General features: G+C 64.9%; 17 protein-coding genes. 14 read left to right on the top strand and 3 right to left on the bottom strand.

The genetic code is table 11. The features are described from left to right. Positions 1-188: 188 nt before the first annotated feature. Complete coding sequence (locus FXV83_RS36205) at positions 189-896, bottom strand: type 1 glutamine amidotransferase (protein ID WP_148744320.1); 708 nt, start codon at positions 894-896, stop codon at positions 189-191. Positions 897-934: 38 nt separating this feature from the next. After that, on the bottom strand, positions 935-1,858 hold the full coding sequence (locus FXV83_RS36200; RefSeq protein WP_148744318.1) for a LysR family transcriptional regulator: 924 nt from the start codon (positions 1,856-1,858) through the stop codon (positions 935-937). Between the two features lie 151 nt (positions 1,859-2,009). On the opposite strand from FXV83_RS36200, the gene FXV83_RS36195 reads away from it, so the two are divergent. From FXV83_RS36195 to FXV83_RS36155, 9 genes are all read left to right on the top strand, one after another. Further along, the gene (locus tag FXV83_RS36195; protein ID WP_148744317.1) at positions 2,010-2,966 is read left to right on the top strand and encodes an N-carbamoyl-D-amino-acid hydrolase; all 957 of its coding nucleotides are present in this window, start codon (positions 2,010-2,012) and stop codon (positions 2,964-2,966) included. A 64-nt stretch (positions 2,967-3,030) separates the two neighbouring features. Further along, a complete protein-coding gene (locus FXV83_RS36190; RefSeq protein WP_148744316.1) occupies positions 3,031-3,858 on the top strand; it encodes an ABC transporter substrate-binding protein in 828 nt (275 codons plus the stop codon). Further along, complete coding sequence (locus FXV83_RS36185; protein WP_187436406.1) at positions 3,855-4,712, top strand: amino acid ABC transporter permease; 858 nt, start codon at positions 3,855-3,857, stop codon at positions 4,710-4,712. Before FXV83_RS36190 ends, FXV83_RS36185 begins: the two co-directional genes overlap by 4 nt. Further along, positions 4,709-5,473 carry an amino acid ABC transporter ATP-binding protein gene (locus FXV83_RS36180; RefSeq protein ID WP_148744314.1) on the top strand — a complete coding sequence of 255 codons (765 nt, stop codon included), beginning with the start codon at positions 4,709-4,711 and terminating at the stop codon, positions 5,471-5,473. Before FXV83_RS36185 ends, FXV83_RS36180 begins: the two co-directional genes overlap by 4 nt. 27 nt (positions 5,474-5,500) lie before the next feature. Next, positions 5,501-6,319, top strand: a complete 819-nt coding sequence (locus tag FXV83_RS36175; RefSeq protein ID WP_187436405.1) for an ABC transporter substrate-binding protein — start codon at positions 5,501-5,503, stop codon at positions 6,317-6,319. After that, positions 6,306-7,190 carry a polysaccharide deacetylase family protein gene (locus tag FXV83_RS36170; RefSeq protein WP_148744312.1) on the top strand — a complete coding sequence of 295 codons (885 nt, stop codon included), beginning with the start codon at positions 6,306-6,308 and terminating at the stop codon, positions 7,188-7,190. The genes FXV83_RS36175 and FXV83_RS36170 overlap by 14 nt, the downstream gene beginning before the upstream one ends. Positions 7,191-7,198: 8 nt before the next feature. Further along, on the top strand, positions 7,199-7,855 hold the full coding sequence (locus FXV83_RS36165; protein WP_148744311.1) for an aspartate/glutamate racemase family protein: 657 nt from the start codon (positions 7,199-7,201) through the stop codon (positions 7,853-7,855). Positions 7,856-7,897: 42 nt separating this feature from the next. Further along, the gene (locus FXV83_RS36160; RefSeq protein ID WP_148744310.1) at positions 7,898-9,481 is read left to right on the top strand and encodes an ABC transporter substrate-binding protein; all 1,584 of its coding nucleotides are present in this window, start codon (positions 7,898-7,900) and stop codon (positions 9,479-9,481) included. After that, on the top strand, positions 9,478-10,851 hold the full coding sequence (locus tag FXV83_RS36155) for an amidohydrolase family protein (RefSeq protein WP_148744309.1): 1,374 nt from the start codon (positions 9,478-9,480) through the stop codon (positions 10,849-10,851). The genes FXV83_RS36160 and FXV83_RS36155 overlap by 4 nt, the downstream gene beginning before the upstream one ends. Here FXV83_RS36155 and FXV83_RS36150 read toward each other — a convergent pair. Then, on the bottom strand, positions 10,841-11,758 hold the full coding sequence (locus tag FXV83_RS36150; protein WP_148744308.1) for a LysR substrate-binding domain-containing protein: 918 nt from the start codon (positions 11,756-11,758) through the stop codon (positions 10,841-10,843). The genes FXV83_RS36155 and FXV83_RS36150 overlap by 11 nt on opposite strands. Before the next feature lie 274 nt (positions 11,759-12,032). On the opposite strand from FXV83_RS36150, the gene FXV83_RS36145 reads away from it, so the two are divergent. The 5 genes from FXV83_RS36145 to FXV83_RS36125 are packed head-to-tail and all read left to right on the top strand — an operon-like array spanning position 12,033 to position 17,047. Continuing rightward, positions 12,033-13,067, top strand: a complete 1,035-nt coding sequence (locus tag FXV83_RS36145; protein WP_148744307.1) for an ABC transporter substrate-binding protein — start codon at positions 12,033-12,035, stop codon at positions 13,065-13,067. A gap of 23 nt (positions 13,068-13,090) precedes the next feature. After that, a complete protein-coding gene (locus tag FXV83_RS36140) occupies positions 13,091-14,128 on the top strand; it encodes an ABC transporter ATP-binding protein (protein WP_187436404.1) in 1,038 nt (345 codons plus the stop codon). Then, a complete protein-coding gene (locus FXV83_RS36135; protein ID WP_148744305.1) occupies positions 14,125-15,000 on the top strand; it encodes an ABC transporter permease in 876 nt (291 codons plus the stop codon). Before FXV83_RS36140 ends, FXV83_RS36135 begins: the two co-directional genes overlap by 4 nt. Continuing rightward, positions 14,997-15,803, top strand: coding sequence for an ABC transporter permease (locus FXV83_RS36130; protein WP_148744304.1), 807 nt, complete (start codon positions 14,997-14,999; stop codon positions 15,801-15,803). Before FXV83_RS36135 ends, FXV83_RS36130 begins: the two co-directional genes overlap by 4 nt. Positions 15,804-15,811: 8 nt before the next feature. Further along, positions 15,812-17,047 carry an NAD(P)/FAD-dependent oxidoreductase gene (locus tag FXV83_RS36125; RefSeq protein WP_235940481.1) on the top strand — a complete coding sequence of 412 codons (1,236 nt, stop codon included), beginning with the start codon at positions 15,812-15,814 and terminating at the stop codon, positions 17,045-17,047. Positions 17,048-17,050 lie beyond the last annotated feature (3 nt).

The following is a 17,050-nucleotide window of genomic DNA, read 5'->3' as shown; positions in this document are numbered from 1 at the left end:
ACGTGTGCACGCCTTAGCCTTGTGGGAGAGGGTGGCTCGGCGCGTAGCGACGAGACGGGTGAGGGGTGTCTCTCGCCGCGCAAGTCTCTGACTTCTGAATTCGCGGATGCACCCCCTCATCCGGCGCTTCGCGCCACCTTCTCCCACAAGGGGAGAAGGGAAGATCGCGCGCGGCTGCACTTCGTGAACTAAAGGCGCCGCGCCAGAAACCTCGTAATCGCACCGCCCAATTTGGCGCTGTCCAGCGGCTCTGCCAGCGACGCTTTCGCCTTAGCAACCACCTCGTCCGGCGCTTTCCCATCGCGCAGCTCACAGCACACTTGGGCAAACTCCACGTCGAATTCCGGATGCGGTTGTACGGTCAGCGTCGCGCCGTTGGCGTAGAGCAGGCCGGCCTGCGGCGTGAAATCGGACGAGAGGATCGTCAGCGCATCATTCGGTGCTTCGATCACCTGGTCCTGATGCGAGGCGGCGATGGCAAGCTGCTCGCCGTCGACGACGCCGTTGTCCGGCAGCACGCGGTAGACGTGCCGCCCGATGCCCCAGCCCTGCTCCGATTGGCGCACGGTGCTGCCGAGCGCCTGCGCGATCAGCTGATGGCCGAAGCAGACGCCGACCATCGGTGTCTTGTTCGCATAGGCCTTGCGCACGAAATCTTCCAATGGCTCGATCCAGTCGAGCCCGTCATAGACGCCGGCGGCCGCGCCGGTGATCAGGATCGCCTCGAGCCCGCGCGGATCTGGGAGTGCGTCGCCATTGGGGATGCTGACGATGTCGAGCGTGACTGTCGGGTCCTCGGCACGGACCATGCGTTCGAACATGTCCGGAAACGAGCCGTGACGCTCACGATATTTTTGCGGGACCTTTCCCGTCTCGATGATGGTGATGCGTGCCATGTGTCGTCAGGTAAGTGATTGCGCGTGTCGTCGCAAGCTCAGTCGGCTCCTGTCCCGTGTTCGTGTGGCACCGTGTGCTCCAGCAGCGCGCTCTCCTTCCGCACCTCCGCGAGAAACGCCTTTGCCAGGCGCGACAGCGGCTCGGCTTCGGACCATAGCATGTAGGCGACCGCGTGCGTCGTCGGCGTGAACGGGCGCACGACCAGGCCATGGCCGCCATTTTGCCGCGGCGAGAATGGATCGACGACCGCGGCGCCAACACCGGCTGCGGCGAGTACGCAGGCCGTGTTGCAGTAGCGCACCTCCACCGTCGGCTGGAACGGCGCGCCGGCGCGGGCAAAACTGTCGCGCACGGCTTCGCCCAGCCGCGTGCCGCGCTCCAGCCCGATGAAGGGCAGGCCGGACAGGTCCGCCGCCGAGATGACCGGTTTGTCGGCAAGCGGATGCTGCGGCGGCAGCACGCAGACCATCTCGCCGGTGTGCACCACCTCATGCGCGATGCCGGGATGATGCGTCAGCCCGAGCGCGAAGCCGAGCTCGGCGACATGGCTCAGCACGCCCTCGATGATGCCCTCGTAGCGGCGGACGTCAAAGAACACGCGCGTCTCCGGCCGCCGGCGCAGGAAGCCAGATAGCGCGGACGGAATGATGCTGTAGGCGAGCGGCGGCGTCGCCACGATCGCAAGATGCCCCGAGCGGTTCTCGCGCAGATCGCGCACGCGGTTCTCGAGCTTGGCATGCAGCGCGAAGATCGCCTCGCTCTCCTTGTAGAGCGCCATCGCCTCGGCGGTCGGAAACAGCCGGTTGTTGACACGCTCGAACAACGCAAAGCCCGCCTGCGCCTCCATCGTCTTTAGCGCGTTGCTGACGGCGGGCTGCGACAGCGCCAGCTCGTCCGCCGCCGCAACCGTGGTGCGATGGCGGATGACGGCACGCAGGATCTCAAGCTGGCGCAGGTTCATATCACTGCCGATTATACTCAGGGCCGAAATATCATAGCAGAATGAATTGATTTTGCAGCCCCGCTGCCACGTAATGGCAGCGGATTTGCACGGTGTATCAAGGGGTTCATTCGCCCATTGAGGCAGCACTGCGCACAGATTGGAGGCAATCTTGGTTCGTGTCCTTCGCGCCGCCGCCGCCCAGATGGGGCCGACGCAAAAAGCAGATTCGCGCGAGCATACGCTTGGCCGGATGCTCAATTTGCTGGAGGAAGCGGCTGGCCGCGGCGCGAGCCTCGTGGTGTTTCCGGAGCTTGCCTTCACCACTTTCTTTCCGCGCTGGCTGCTGGAGGGCTCGGCGCTCGACCAGTATTTCGAGCGCAGCATTCCGAACCCGGCTATCGCAAAGCTGTTCGACCGCGCGCGTGCGCTGCGTGTCGGCTTCTATGTCGGTTATGCGGAGCTGACGCCGGACCGCCGTCGCTACAACTGCGCCATCCTGGTCGACCGCGACGGCGAAATTCTCGGCCGCTATCGCAAGGTGCATCTGCCGGGCTCGGTCGAGCCGCGGCCGGGTGCGCGCTACCAGCAGCTCGAGAAGCGCTATTTCGACTATGGCGACCTCGGCTTTCCCGCCTTCCGCGCCGGCTCGGCCTGGGCTCATGCGATCATGGGCATGATGATCTGCAATGACCGCCGCTGGCCAGAATCCTGGCGCGTGCTCGGGTTGCAAGGCGTCGAGCTGGTCTGCATCGGCTACAATTCGGCGGCCTATGATCCTAATGGCGGCTCCACGGAAGACGCCGCCTTGCGCACCTTCCACTCGACGCTGGTGACGCAGGCCAACGCCTACATGAACGCGACCTGGGCGATCTCGGTGGCCAAGGCGGGCGAGGAGGACGGCTCCGGGCTGATCGGCGGCTCCTGCATCGTCGATCCCAATGGTCGCATCGTCGCGCAGGCCAAGACCTTGGCCGACGAGGTGATCGTCGCCGACGTCGATCTCGATCTCTGCCGCCAGGGCAAGGACAAGATGTTCAATTTCGCGGCCCATCGGCGGCCGGAGCAATACAGGGTGATCACCGAACGCGCCGGCGTCGTCGCGCCGGCTGTGCTCGACGCGGACTGACCAAATGGCACGGCGCTGGCAACGCAACAGATCGGCAAAGGAAATGATCGGCAAAGGAGCTGACATGACACGCGTCTCGCTTTTTCTCGGACTCACAGCCTTGACTGCCGTCGCCTCCGCGCAAGCGGCCGAGCTTCCGGCGGAGATCAAGCAGGCGGGCACCTTGCGGCTCACGGTCAATTCCACCTACGCGCCGATGGAATATCGTGATCCCGCGACCGGCGAGCTGGTCGGACTCGATATCGATCTCGCGGGCGAGCTGGCCAAGCGGCTGGGCGGCCTCAAGATTATCTGGAGCGAGACGCCGTTCGCCGAGCTGATCCCCTCGCTCCAGACCAAACGCGCCGATTTCATCATCTCCGGCATCTCCGATCGCGCTTCGCGACGCGAGACCGCCGATTTCGTCGATTATCTCGCGACCGGGCCGCAGTTCTTCGTGATGGCGCAGAACGAGGCGAAGGCCGCAAGCGATCTCTGCGGCAAGAAGGTCGGCACCACGCGCAGCACCAGCTTTCCGGTCGAGATCGAGAAGTGGAGCAAGCAGAATTGCGAGGCGGCCGGCAAGCCGGCGATCCAGTACGTCCCGGGCGAGAATTCTATCGACGTTCGCAACCAGCTCAAGCAGGGCCGGATTGATGCCGCCGTGCAGGGCAGCGAGACGCTGCCATATGCGCAAACGCAGGAGCCCGGCAAATACCGCGTGGTCGGCGAGCCCTTCGCCAAGGGCTATCAGGGCATCATGTTCCGCAAGGATGACGTTGCCTTGCGTGAGGTGGTGACTGAAAAGCTCGCTGCCATGATCGCCGATGGCTCCTACAAGGCGGTTCTCGACAAATGGGGCCTGGGCGCGAACGCGATCACCGAGTCCATGCAGAACGCGGCGCCGCAATGAAGCCGGCGCCGGTACTCGCGGAGGGTTTTCCCGACCTGTCGGGGATGCGGATCGCGCGCGAGCCGCACTGGTTTCGCTGGCTGAGCGCAGCCTTGATCGTGCTCGTGCTGGCGGCGATCGGCCGTGCATTTGCGGGCGGCCAGATCGAATGGTCCTATGTCAGCCGCTTCCTGACCGCAAAAGTCATCCTCGAAGGCATCGTCAACACCATGGTGATGGCGGTGCTGGCGATGGCGCTCGGCATCTTTCTTGGCGTGGTTATCGCGATCATGCGGCTGTCGCCGAATCCGGTGCTGAAGACGGTTGCCGCCGGCTACACTTGGCTGTTTCGCGGCACGCCGCTGATCCTGCAACTGCTGCTGTGGTTCAACCTCGCACTGGTGTTTCCGACCATCGGCATTCCCGGCCTGTGGAGCGCGCGTGCCGTCGACGTCATGACGCCGTTCCTCGCGGCGCTGCTCGGGCTCGGGATCAACCAGGGCGCCTATACCTCCGAGGTGATGCGCGCCGGCATGCTGTCGGTCGACGTCGGGCAATACGAGGCCGCACAGGCGATCGGCATGGGCCGGCTGCGCGCGCTGCGCCGGGTCATCCTGCCGCAGGCGATGCGGGTGGTGATCCCGCCGCTCGGCAACGAGTTCATCGGCATGGTGAAGGCGACGTCGCTCGCGAGCGTGATCCAGTATCCGGAAGTGCTGCACAACGCCGAAAACATCTACTACGCCAACTCCCGCGTGATCGAGCTCCTGATCGTCGCCGGGCTTTGGTATTTGCTCGTCGTCTCGATCCTGACGCCGCTCCAGATGCTGCTCGAACGCCGCTTCGCGCGCGGCACATTGCAGTTCGCCCGATGACAAAACCCCTCGTCGCGATCCGCTCCGTTGCCAAGAATTTTGGCGAGTTTCAGGCTCTCAAGGGCGTTTCGCTCGACGTCTGGCCCGGCGAGGTGATGTGTCTGATTGGTGCGTCGGGTTCGGGCAAGACCACGCTGCTTCGCTGCATCAACCAGCTCGCCGCGATCGACAGTGGCGGCATCTGGCTCGACGGCGAGCTATTGGGCGTGCGCGAGCAGGGCGTGCGGCTCCATCGGCTCAGCGAGCGCGAGATCGGGCGGCAGCGGCTCAAGACCGGCATGGTGTTCCAGCGCTTCAACCTGTTTCCGCACAAGACAGCGCTGGAGAATATCACCGAAGGTCCGCTTCAGGTCCAAGGCCGCAGGTTCGACGAGGTGCGCGCCGAGGCGGTCGAGCTGCTACGGCGCGTCGGACTATCGGCCAAGGCCGATGCCTATCCCGCACAGCTCTCCGGCGGTCAGCAGCAACGCGTGGCCATTGCCCGCGCGCTCGCGATGAAGCCGATGCTGATGCTGTTCGACGAGCCGACCAGCGCGCTCGATCCCGAGCTCGTCGGCGAGGTGCTTGCGGTGATGAAGGAGCTGGCGAAGAGCGGCATGACCATGATGGTGGTGACGCACGAGCTCGGCTTCGCGCGCGAGGTCGCCGACCGCGTCGTCTATATGGATCAGGGCGCGATCGTCGAGCAGGGCCGCGCCTCGGACGTCTTGGGCGCGCCGCGCGAGGAGCGCACCAGGGCATTTCTATCGGCAGTGATCTGAACAGTAACCTGAATTGGGGGCGTGTTGATGAAGAGATTTTTCGTTGCGGCGGCGCTGGTTGGTGTCATGACCGTTTCCGCGATGGCCATCGAGCTGCCGGCGGAGATCAGCAAGCGCGGCAGCATCAAGATCGCGCTGGTGCCGAACTATCCGCCGATGGAGTTCCGCGATCCCGCCACCAGCACGCTGTCCGGCTTCGATGTCGATCTCGGTGAGGCGATCGGCCGCAAGCTCGGCGTCAAGATCGAATGGCAGGAGACCAGCTTCGACCAGTTCATGCCCTCGATCTCGACCGGTCGCGTCGATGCGATCCTGTCTGGATTCACCGACTACGCCAGCCGGCACGAGACGGCGACCTTCGTCGATTATCTGCGGAGCGGGCCGGCGTTCTTCGTGCAGCAGTCGCGTGGGGCCGAGTTCAAGGAGACGGCCGCGCTCTGCGGCAAGAAGGTTGGTGCCAGCCGCCGCACCATGTTCCCGGCCATGATCACGGCCTGGAGCGAGAAGAGCTGCGGCAACAACACGCCGATCCAGGTCGTCGGCACCGACGGCTCGGCCGACGCCCGCACCCAGCTCAAGCAGGGCCGCATCGACGCCGCCGTGCAGGGCAACGAGACGCTGCCCTACATCATGGATCTCGAGCCCGGCGCCTATGCGCCGGTCGGCACTGCGATCGCGCAGCAATTCACCGGCATTGCCCTGCCGATCAAGGAAAAGGCGCTGCAGCAGGCCATGCTGGAGGCGGTCGATGCGCTGATCGCCGACGGCACCTATCGGACGCTGCTGGCGAAATGGAAACTGAGCGATAATGCAATAGAGAAGGCGACCATCAATGCTGGACAGTAAGGCACTCCGGAGCATCCCGATCGCTCCGGCCAACACCGCGGATCCCGCGCCGGACTATCCCTGGCCGAAGCCCTATACCTCGGCAATGTTCCTGTCGTTCGACGTGGATGCCGAGAGCGCGTGGACCAGCAAAGACGCTCTGCACGCGCAGCGGCTCATCACCATGAGCTATGGCGGCTACGAGGCGCGCGTCGGTACGCCAAAACTTCTCGAACTGCTCGATCAGCTCGATCTCAAGGCCACCTTCTTTGTCACGGGATGGTCGGTCGACGCACATCCGGCGATGGCCGAAGCCATCCTCAAGGCAGGTCACGAGATCGGTCACCACGGTTATCATCACCTGTTGCCCGATCCCGGCGATCCCTGGATCGAGGAGGAGCTGGAGCGCGGCTTCCAGGCGCTGAACCGCCGGCTCGGCGTCAGGCCGACCGGCTACCGTGCGCCCTATGGCGAGTTCACCGAGGAGCTGCGCGCCGCGCTGGTGCGCCACGGCATCGTCTATACGTCCTCGTTCCGCGACGACGTGCGGCCCTATCGCCATCGTTTGGCGGACGGCAAGCCCGGCACGATCGAGCTGCCGGTGACCGCAAGCTATGACGACTGGATGCACGGGCTCTCCGCGCGCTTCAGCCCGCGCTCGATCTTCCCCAGGGAGCATGTGCTATCGATCTGGAAGGACGAGCTCGACGAAACCAGGGACTGGGGCGCGATGGTGACGACCGTGCTGCATCCGCAATGCAGCGGCCGCCCGATGCGGCTGCGCCTGTTGCGCGAATTCCTGACCTACGCGAAATCGTGCCCCGACGTCTGGATCACGACCGGGGAGAAGATCGCCGAAAACTTCCTGCGCCACGAGGCTGGTAATCGCTGAGCAGTGCCATGACCCGTCGCCGCATCCTCGTCATCAATCCCAACTCCTCTGCGTCGGTGACGGCGGCGATCGATGATGCGGTCGCGCCGCTGCGCATCGCGGGCGGGCCGGAGATTGCGGTGGTCGGCCTTGCCGAGGGACCGCCCGGCATCAGTTCGCAGCGCGATGCCGACAGCGTTGTCATGCCGCTGGTGAACCGCGTGTCGGACGACGATGCGGATGCCTTCGTGCTCGCCTGTTTCAGCGATCCCGGCTTGCATGCGGTGCGCGAGGCGGCGGGCGGTCGCCCCGTGATGGGCATCGCCGAGTGCGGCATCTTTCGCGCCTTGATGCTCGGCGAACGCTTTGGAATCATCGCGCTGTCGCCGTCGAGCATCCGCCGCCAGCAGCGCATGGCGCGGATCATGGGCGTCGACAGCCGCTATGCCGGAAGCTGGTCGGTCGGCGCGAGTGCCGCGGAAACGGCGGGCGCGGACATTCGCGGCCGACTGATCGAGGCCGGCCGCGCGCTGGTCACGCAATGCCGCGCCGATGTCGTGGTGATGGGTTGCGCCGGCATGGCGTCGCATCGCGCGGCGATTGCGGAAGCGATCGGCCTGCCTGTGGTCGAGCCAGCGCAGCAGGCGGTCGCCGCTGCGATCGGCGCGGTCTTGTTGAACGCGTGAGATGCTAATGATGCTGTTCGATCTCGTCAGGAGCCCCTCGTAATGCCCGTCTCCCGCCGCTCGTTGTTGAAGGCCGCAGCTGTCGTCCCGTCGCTCTCGTTTCCGGGCATCGTGCGCGCCCAAGCGCAGACCACGCTGCGCTTTATTCCGGTGATCGACCTCGCCTTCGTCGATCCCATCTATTCGACCGCGCAGGTGTCGCGAAACCATGGCTTGATGGTCTACGACACGCTCTACGGCATGAGCTCCTCGCTTCAGGTCTCGCCGCAGATGCTGTCGGGTCACGTCATCTCCGGCGACGGGCTGCAATGGGACCTTGCGTTGCGCGATGGACTGTTCTGGCACGACGGCGAGCGCGTGCTGGCGGGTGATTGCGTCGCGAGCATTCGCAGATGGGCCGCGCGCGACGGCTTTGGCGGCGAGCTGATGGCGGCGACCGACGAGCTCTCGGCGGCCGACGACCGTACCATCCGCTTCCGCCTCAAGCGGCCGTTCCCGCTACTGCCGCAGGCGCTCGGCAAAGCCGCGATCAACGCCTGCTTCATGATGCCGGAGCGGCTCGCGAGCCAGGATCCGTTCAAGCCGCTGACCGAGGTCATCGGCAGCGGTCCGTTCCGCTATCTTGCCGACGAGCGCGTGCAGGGCGCCCGCAATGCCTATGCCCGCTTCGAGCGTTACCAGCCGCGCACCGACGGCAAGCCAGACTGGACGGCGGGACCAAAGATCGTGCATTACGACCGCGTGGTCTGGACCACGACGCCGGATGCCGGCACCGGCGTCGCCGCGCTTCAGACCGGCGAACAGGATTGGCAGGAAACCACGCCGCACGACCTGCTCCCGGTGATCAAGGCCGCTGGCGATATCGAGACGCGCATCCTCGATCCCCGAGGTTACGCCTGCATGCTGCGCCTCAATCACCTCCAGCCGCCGTTCGACAATCCCGCCGTTCGCCGTGCGCTGCTGGGGGCGATCGATCAGTCCGCGTTCATGACGGCGGTCGCCGGTACAAATCCGGCGTTTCAGGTGTCGCCGATCGGCTACTTCGCGCCGGGAACGCCGATGGCGAGCGAGGTCGGCCTCGATGTGTTCCGCGGCCCTCGCGACTACGCCAAGGTCAGGGCGAACCTGAAGGCCGCCGGCTATAACGGCGAGAAGATCGTGGTTCTGGTGCCCACCAACTCGCTGGCGCAGAAGCCGCTCGGCGAGATCGCGGTCGACAGCCTGCGCAAGGCGGGCATGAACGTCGAATATGCCGGGCTGGATTTCGCCGTAGTGTTGCAGCGCCAGCTCAAGAAGGATCCGATCGGGCAGGGTGGCTGGAGCGCGGCGGTCGGCAACTGGCAAGGCATCGACTGGCTCAATCCTGCCGGCAATACCAATCTGCGCGGTGAGGGCAAGGTCGCCGGCTGGTATGCGAGCGAGAAGATGGGCGGCCTGCGCAGCCAATGGCTGGCCGCCTCCGAGCTTGCCGAGCAGCAACGCATCTGCCGCGGGATTCAGTCCGTGGCGTTCGAGGAAATTCCCTATATTCCGATCGGCCTGTACAAGCAGCCGACCGCCTATCGCAAAGCCATCACCGGCATTCTCGACGGCACCGCCGTCTTCTGGAACGTACGCCCCGCATGAGCACGATCGCAATCTTCGGCAGCTATGTGCTGTCACGCAAGGACGGCGCGCAGGATGTGTTGCGCGACCACTGGGTCCTGGTCGAAGGCAAGAAGATCGCCGCGGTCACGCGCGACAGGCCGGGCGCGGATCAAACTTACGACCGTCCCGGCCGCTTCGTGCTGCCGGGCCTGTTGAACCTGCACAATCACTGCTTTAGCGAGGCGGTGGCGCGCAGCCACACCGAGGACGGCAACGGCCGCCGCAACAACCAGAGCATCGTCTATACGGTGCTGTTGCCGCTGACCAAGCGCGGCGCCGATCTGCTGTCGGCGGAGGAACGTCTTGCGGTGGCGCGGCTCGGCATCCTCCAGCTTCTCAAGGGCGGGGCCACCACCGTGATGGAGCCGTTCCGCAATTCGATCCCCGAGATGTTCGATGCCGCCGAGGAGATGGGCATCCGCTTCTACGGCGCGCCTTATCTCTTCTCCACCTCAGATGCCAAGGCCGGCCCCGACGGCGTGGTCAGCTATGCCGGCGACGACGGCGCTGCCGACATGGCGACCTGGGATGCACTCTACCAACGCTGGAACAACCGCGCCGATGGCCGCATCGGCCTTGCGATGAGTCCGCACGCCACCGACACGTGCGGTCCCGATTTGCTGAAGGCTTGCGCCGCGCGGGCACGCGAGCTGGGCGTGCCCATCACGACCCACATGGCGCAGAGCCGCGCCGAAGTCGAAACCATCAGAAAGCGCTATGGTGGCCGCACGCCGGCGCAATATCTCGACTGGCTCGGCCTGCTTGCGCCTGACCTGATGGCGGCGCATTGCATGTTCAGCACCGACGACGATCTCAAGCTGATGGCCGCGCGCGGCATGACCGTTCTGAATTGCCCGCGCGTGTTCGCGCGCGCCGGCGTCACTGCGGCCTTCAGCCGGTTTGCGGAGCATGGCGTCCGCACCGTGGTCGGCACCGACGGCTACAACATGGACCTGCTCGGCGAGCTCAACGCCGCCTCGTTCATCTCCAAGACCACTTCGCAGCGCGCCGATGCCGCGAACTCGCCGGAATTGATCGAAGCGAACACGGCGACTGCCGCCGACGTGATCAAGCGGCCGGGTCTCGGCCGGATCGAGCCGGGCGCGACGGCCGACCTCACCGTCGTCGATCTCACCCATCCGCATCTTCAGCCGCTGTTCGATCCGCGCCGCGCGCTGATTGCACTCGCTAACCGCGCCAATATCGATCAGGTCATGGTCGACGGCCGCGTGCTGGTCGATGCCGGCCGCTATCTCGGCGCCGACGAGGCGGCGATCACGGCCGCCGGCACGGCGGCGATCGGCAAGATCTGGGACCTGCCGGAGGCGCAGGCCGCATTCAACGGTTGAGCGTCGTTTCGTCGTCGAAGTCGGCAAGCGCCTTGCGCATGGTCTCGACGAGATCCAGCGCTACTGGTGAGGGGCTGCGCTGGGCGGGAAAGACGGCGGAGAATTCAAAGTCGATGCGCGGCAGGAAGCGGCGCACGACGACGCCGCGGGTGGTAAATTCCTGCGCGGTGAAGGGATCGCAGATCGAGACGCCGAGCCCCGACGAGACCATGCCGCACATGATCTCCGACAGCGTGGTCTCGACCCGCAGCACGCGGCGGACGTCGCTGCGGTGGAAGACCTGGTCGACGAGGTGCCGGCTTGAAGATCCCGCCGACAGCGAGATGAAGGTCTCGCCTTCGAAGTCGCGAGGCTCCAGCACTTCTTTTTCGGCCAGCCGATGTCCGGTCGGCAGTACCGCGACGCGCGCCAGTGAAGGCAGCCGCAGACTCGGCAGGCCGGAATGGGCGATCGGCACCTCGGCAAAGCCGATGTCGCATTGATTGTTCAGCACCCAGTCGACCACGATCGGCGAGATCACGCCGAAGAAGGCGAGGTTGAGATTGGGCCGCTCCTTGAGGAAATGCCCGGCGAGCCGCGGCAGATAGCCGTTCGACAAGGCTGGCAGCGCAGCGATCCTCAGCGAGCCGGTGCGGCGGCCGCGGATCTCCTCGGCGGCGGCGGTGATGCGTTCGAGGCCGACAAAGGATCGCTCGACTTCGGTGTAGAGAGCGGTAGCCGCGGCGGTCGGTACCAGGCCGGTGCCGCGCCGCTCGAACAACTCCATCTTAAGCAGCGCCTGGAAGTCGCGCAGCAGGCGGCTGACCGCCGGCTGGGTCACGGTCATCAATGCCGCCGCCTCGGTCACGCTTCCCGTCAGCATGGTCGCGCGGAAAGCTTCCACCTGCCGCGAATTGATTCGCGCCACTCTGATTTCCATTCATCACATTTAGGCATGCAGAGGGTGCCATTATTCATTGGACGATGGAAGCCAGGGTTTGCGATCTTTTTCATCAGAGCTGGAGACAGCCCGCTTTTTCGGCAATCTGGAGGGCTTCAGGCTCTCTCGATCGCAGCAACGCCGCTGGGCAGGGGCCGGACACCCTGGTCGGACTGGATTGGCGCCGAACCGAATGCGGACGATTTCAGCCAGCGAGACTCGTCGGCACGTCACCTCATCCCGGTATTGGAGATCGGTCCATATGAAGACTCTCAGCCTTCTGACAGCGGTCAGCATCGCAGCGCTCGCCGTCGCCCCGTCGGTCGCCTCGGCGCAGCAGAAAACGCTCTACGTCGCCGGCTACGGCGGCTCGTTCGAGAAGACGATCCGCGACGAGGTGATCCCAATTTTCGAGAAGGAGAACGGCGTCAAGGTCGAATACGTCGCCGGCAATTCCACCGACACGCTGGCAAAACTCCAGGCGCAAAAGGGCAACCAGCAGATCGACGTTGCCATCGTCGACGACGGTCCGATGTATCAGGCGATTCAGCTTGGATTCTGCGGCAAGCTCGACAGCTTGCCGGCCGGTCTCTACGACACCGCTCGCTTCAAGGATGACCGCGCGGTGGCGATCGGCATCGTCGCGACCGGCCTGATGTACAACACCAAGGTATTTGCGGAGAAGGGCTGGGCGCCGCCAACCTCCTGGAACGACCTGAAGGATACGAAATACGCCAAGCAGCTCGTCATCCCGCCGATCAACAACACCTATGGTCTCGAGGCGCTGGTGATGCTGTCGAAGATGAACGGCGGCGGCGAGTCAAATGTCGATTCCGGCTTCAAGATATTCAAGAACGACATCAATCCGAACGTGCTGGCCTATGAGCCGTCGCCGGGCAAGATGACCGAGCTGTTCCAGTCCGGCCAGGCCGTGATCGCGGTGTGGGGCACCGGCCGCGTGCAGAGCTTTGCCAATACCGGCTTTCCGGTTGAATTCGTTTACCCGAAGGAAGGCGCGGCAACGCTGCTGACGACCGCCTGTCCCATCACCAAGCCCAACACCTCGCCGCTGGCTTCGAGCTTCATCAAGATGCTGCTCGACCCAAAAATCCAGCTCGTGTTGTTGAAAGACTACGGCTACGGCCCGGTGCTGAAATCGCTCGTGGTCCCGCCGGAGCTCGGCAAGATGGCGCCGATCGGCGACCGCGCGGCAAAACTCTACAATCCTGACTGGACGGTGATCAACGAGAAGCGCGAGGAGTGGACCAAGCGCTGGAATCGCGAGGTCGAGCGCTGATCGGTCACACCGGAGACAGTGCCATGGCATATCTCGAGCTCGATCGGGTCGCCAAGCAGTTCGGTGCGCAGACTGTGGTCGACGATTTCAGTCTTGCGGTGGGGAAGGGGGAGTTCATCTCCTTCCTAGGCCCTTCTGGTTGCGGCAAGACCACGACCCTTCAGATGATCGCGGGTTTCCTCGATCCCACGCGCGGCGTGATTCGCCTCGAGGGGAAGGACCTCACCGCGATCCATCCGGCCAGGCGCGGGCTCGGCATCGTGTTCCAGAGCTACGCGCTGTTCCCGCACATGACCGCGGCGGAGAACGTCGCCTTCGGCCTCGAGATGCGCAAGGTGGCGCGTGCCGAGCGGTCCGAGCGCGTCCGCGCCGCGCTCGCGATGGTCGGGCTCGCCGGTTATGAAGACCGCCATCCGCGCCGCATGTCCGGCGGCCAACAGCAGCGCGTGGCGCTGGCACGCGCACTGGTGATCAAGCCGAGCGTGCTGCTGCTCGATGAGCCGCTGTCGAATCTGGATGCCAAGCTGCGCGAGGAGATGCAGATCGAGCTGCGCCAGATCCAGCGCACCATCGACACCACCACGATCCTGGTCACCCATGACCAGAACGAGGCGATGTCGCTGTCCGACCGCATCGTGGTGATGAGCCAGGGCCGCATTGAGCAGATCGCGACCCCGCAGGAGACCTATGAGCGGCCGGCCTCGGCTTTCGTCTCGCAGTTTCTCGGCAAGACCAACGACTTTGCCGCGACGATCGATCGGACCAGCGCGCCGGCGCGATTGGTCGCCGGCTCGTGGAGCGCGCCGGCGCCTGCCGGGCTCAGTGGTCCCGTGACGGTCAGCATTCGCCCCGAAAGGATCGGGTTTGCCGATGCTGGCCTTACGGCAAAAATCGTCACCCGCATCTTCCAGGGCAATCACTGGCTGTTTCAGTGCGAAAGCGAATGCGGCCCGGCGATCGTGATCCGCCAGAATGACGGCCAGTCCCAGCCGGTCGAAGGCGAGGCCGTTCGCCTTGCCTGGCGTCCGGAGGACATGAGCGTGCGCGGAGCCTCCGCATGAGCACGGCCGCCGAGGAACGCAGTGCGCGCGCCCCTTGGGTGCTGACGGCGCCCGCCTTGATGCTGTTCGTCGGCGTGCTGCTGATTCCGCTGGCGATGACCGTGATGCTGTCATTCCACGACTGGGGCCAGTACAAGGGCATCGAGCCCGTCTTCATCCTCAAGAACTGGCGCGAAATCGCGACCGATCCCTATTACGCCGAGATGTTTGGGCGAACCTTTCGCATCGCGATCCTGACCACGCTGCTCACCGCTGTGTTGGGTGCGCCCGAAGCCTACATCCTCAACCGCATGAGCGGACGCTGGAAGAGCTTTTTTCTTCTCATCATTCTCGGGCCGCTGCTGATCTCCGTCGTGGCGCGCACACTCGGATGGGCGCTGCTATTCGGCGGCAATAACGGCCTCGTCAACAAGCTCCTGATGTCGTTCGGACTGATCCGCTCACCGATTCCGTTCATGTTCACCGAGACCGGCATGGTGGTCGCGCTGGCCCATGTGATGATGCCGTTCATGGTGCTGTCGGTGTGGGCGGCGCTGCAACGGCTCGATCCGCAGATCGAGAATGCCGCGCTGTCGCTCGGCGCTCGCCCCATGACCATCGTCCGCCGCATCATCATGCCGCAGATCATGCCGGGCGTGCTGTCGGGCGCCATCATCGTGTTCTCGCTGTCGGCCAGCGCGTTCGCAACGCCGGCGATCATCGGCGGCCGCCGGCTCAAGGTCGCGGCGACGCTTGCCTATGACGAGTTTCTCAACACGCTGGACTGGCCGCTGGGCGCTGCCGTCGCCACGCTCTTGCTAGCGGCGCTCGTCCTGATCGTCGTCGGCAGCAACGCGCTGATCGAGCGGCGCTATGCCGAGGTGTTCCGATGAGGCGGAACGGACCGCTCGCGCTGATCTTCCACACCATCTTCGTCATCGTCATGGTGGCGCCGATCCTGGTGGTCTGCCTCGTCGCCTTCACGCCGGAAGGCTATCTATCGCTGCCGACCAACGGCTTCTCGCTGCGCTGGTTCAGGACGATCGCCAATTATCCGGAATTCATCCATGCCTTCTGGGTCAGCCTTGGTCTCGGCGCGCTGTCCTCGTTCGTGGCGCTGTTGTTCGCCGTGCCGGCGGCGCTGGCGATCGCGCGCTATCGTTTCCGCGGCCGCGATGCGCTCGCAGCCCTCTTTCTGTCGCCGCTGATGATACCGCATGTCGTGCTCGGCATCGCCTTCCTGCGCTTCTTCACCTCGGCCGGGATGGGCGGAAGCTTTGCAGCACTGATCATCGCGCATGTCATCATCGTGTTTCCGTTCGCGCTGCGGCTGACGCTCGCGGCTGCGATCGGCATGGATCTCTCGGTCGAGATGGCGGCGGTCTCGCTCGGCGCCGGCGGCTGGACGCTGTTCCGCCGCGTCACGCTGCCGCTGATCCTGCCCGGCGTCATCAGCGGCTGGGCGCTTGCCTTCATCCAGTCCTTCGACGATCTGACCATGACCGTGTTCCTCGCGGCTCCCGGCACCGAGACGCTGCCGGTGCGCATGTTCCTCTACATCCAGGACAACATCGATCCGCTGGTGACGTCGGTCTCGGCCTGCGTGATCGCAATCACCATGACCGCCCTCATTCTGCTCGACCGCTTTTACGGGCTCGACCGTGTGCTCGCCGGCAAGGGCGATACGGGACGATAGGAGAACTCATGTCTAAAGCGTTTTCGAGCGAAGTGGACGCCGGTTCGCGTGAAGAAAACGCGTCTAAACAAGAATCTGAAGTTCCGTTCCGATTCAATCGGAACGGAGCTTCTCGGGAATACGACGTCGCCGTGGTCGGCGGCGGATTGCTCGGCTCCGCCATCGCCTGGGGTCTCGGCCGGCTCGGCAAAAGCGTCGCCGTGCTCGACGAGGGCGACATCACCAAGCGCGCTTCGCGCGCTAATTTTGCGCTGGTCTGGGTGCAGAGCAAAGGGCTCGGCATGCCCGCCTATACGGTCTGGACAGTGCAAGCGTCGCAGGCCTGGGGACGGCTCGCATCGGAACTGAAGCAGCAGACCGGCCTCGACGTCTCGCTCCAGCAGAACGGCGGCTTCCATCTCACCCTTGGCGAGGACGAATTTGGCCAGCGCGCCGAGCTCGTCAAGCGCATGCACAATCAGACGGGCGCTGCCGACTACAAGATGGAGATGTTGCCGGCATCCGAGGTGAAGAAAGCGCTGCCGCTGATCGGGCCGGAAGTCTCCGGCGGCAGCTTTTGCCCGCTTGACGGCCACGTCAATTCGCTGCGCACGTTCCGTGCCTTCCACACCGGTTTCAAGGCGTTCGGCATCGACTATCTTCCGGAGCGGGCGGTCTCAGCGATCAGCAAGAGCGGCGGCGAATTCCGCCTGACCACACCGCAGGGCGAGGTTCGCGCCAGCAAGATCGTGCTTGCCGCCGGAAACGCCAACCAGACGCTGGCGCCGATGGTCGGTCTCTACGCACCGATGGGCCCAACCCGCGGCCAGATCGTGGTGACCGAACGCACCATGCCCTTCTTGCCGCATCCGCTGACCACGATCCGCCAGACCGACGAGGGTACGGTGATGATCGGCGACAGCAAGGAAGACGAGCTCGACGATCGCGCGCTGAAGCATTCCGTCAGCGCCGTGATGGCGGATCGCGCGCAGCGCATGTTCCCGCACCTGGCGCGGCTCAACGTAATCAGGAGCTGGGCCGGCATCCGCGTCATGCCGCAGGATGGCTTTCCGATCTACGACCAGTCCGAGACCCATCCCGGCGCTTTCGTCGCCTGCTGCCATTCCGGCGTGACGCTCGCCTCCAACCATGCCTTCGAGATCGCGCGCATGGTCGCCCAAGGCGCGCTGGAGCCGGAGCTGGTCGGTGCGTTCTCGGCCAGCCGCTTCGGCGGCGCGGGCGCGGCGAACGACAGCGGCTACTAGTGA

It is taken from the genome of Bradyrhizobium hipponense (genome assembly GCF_008123965.1).
GTDB classification, from domain to species: Bacteria; Pseudomonadota; Alphaproteobacteria; order Rhizobiales; family Xanthobacteraceae; genus Bradyrhizobium; species Bradyrhizobium hipponense.
Note: the sequence above shows the minus strand (reverse complement) of the source record. Positions and strands in the feature narration are given on the sequence as shown.

Coding starts and splice junctions, on each gene's coding strand:
- FXV83_RS36205 (WP_148744320.1), bottom strand. CDS start 896: ATGGCACGCATCACCATCATCGAGACGGGAAAGGTCCCGCAAAAATAT.
- FXV83_RS36200 (WP_148744318.1), bottom strand. CDS start 1,858: ATGAACCTGCGCCAGCTTGAGATCCTGCGTGCCGTCATCCGCCATCGC.
- FXV83_RS36190 (WP_148744316.1), top strand. CDS start 3,031: ATGACACGCGTCTCGCTTTTTCTCGGACTCACAGCCTTGACTGCCGTC.
- FXV83_RS36185 (WP_187436406.1), top strand. CDS start 3,855: ATGAAGCCGGCGCCGGTACTCGCGGAGGGTTTTCCCGACCTGTCGGGG.
- FXV83_RS36180 (WP_148744314.1), top strand. CDS start 4,709: ATGACAAAACCCCTCGTCGCGATCCGCTCCGTTGCCAAGAATTTTGGC.
- FXV83_RS36175 (WP_187436405.1), top strand. CDS start 5,501: ATGAAGAGATTTTTCGTTGCGGCGGCGCTGGTTGGTGTCATGACCGTT.
- FXV83_RS36170 (WP_148744312.1), top strand. CDS start 6,306: ATGCTGGACAGTAAGGCACTCCGGAGCATCCCGATCGCTCCGGCCAAC.
- FXV83_RS36165 (WP_148744311.1), top strand. CDS start 7,199: ATGACCCGTCGCCGCATCCTCGTCATCAATCCCAACTCCTCTGCGTCG.
- FXV83_RS36160 (WP_148744310.1), top strand. CDS start 7,898: ATGCCCGTCTCCCGCCGCTCGTTGTTGAAGGCCGCAGCTGTCGTCCCG.
- FXV83_RS36155 (WP_148744309.1), top strand. CDS start 9,478: ATGAGCACGATCGCAATCTTCGGCAGCTATGTGCTGTCACGCAAGGAC.
- FXV83_RS36145 (WP_148744307.1), top strand. CDS start 12,033: ATGAAGACTCTCAGCCTTCTGACAGCGGTCAGCATCGCAGCGCTCGCC.
- FXV83_RS36140 (WP_187436404.1), top strand. CDS start 13,091: ATGGCATATCTCGAGCTCGATCGGGTCGCCAAGCAGTTCGGTGCGCAG.
- FXV83_RS36135 (WP_148744305.1), top strand. CDS start 14,125: ATGAGCACGGCCGCCGAGGAACGCAGTGCGCGCGCCCCTTGGGTGCTG.
- FXV83_RS36130 (WP_148744304.1), top strand. CDS start 14,997: ATGAGGCGGAACGGACCGCTCGCGCTGATCTTCCACACCATCTTCGTC.
- FXV83_RS36125 (WP_235940481.1), top strand. CDS start 15,812: ATGTCTAAAGCGTTTTCGAGCGAAGTGGACGCCGGTTCGCGTGAAGAA.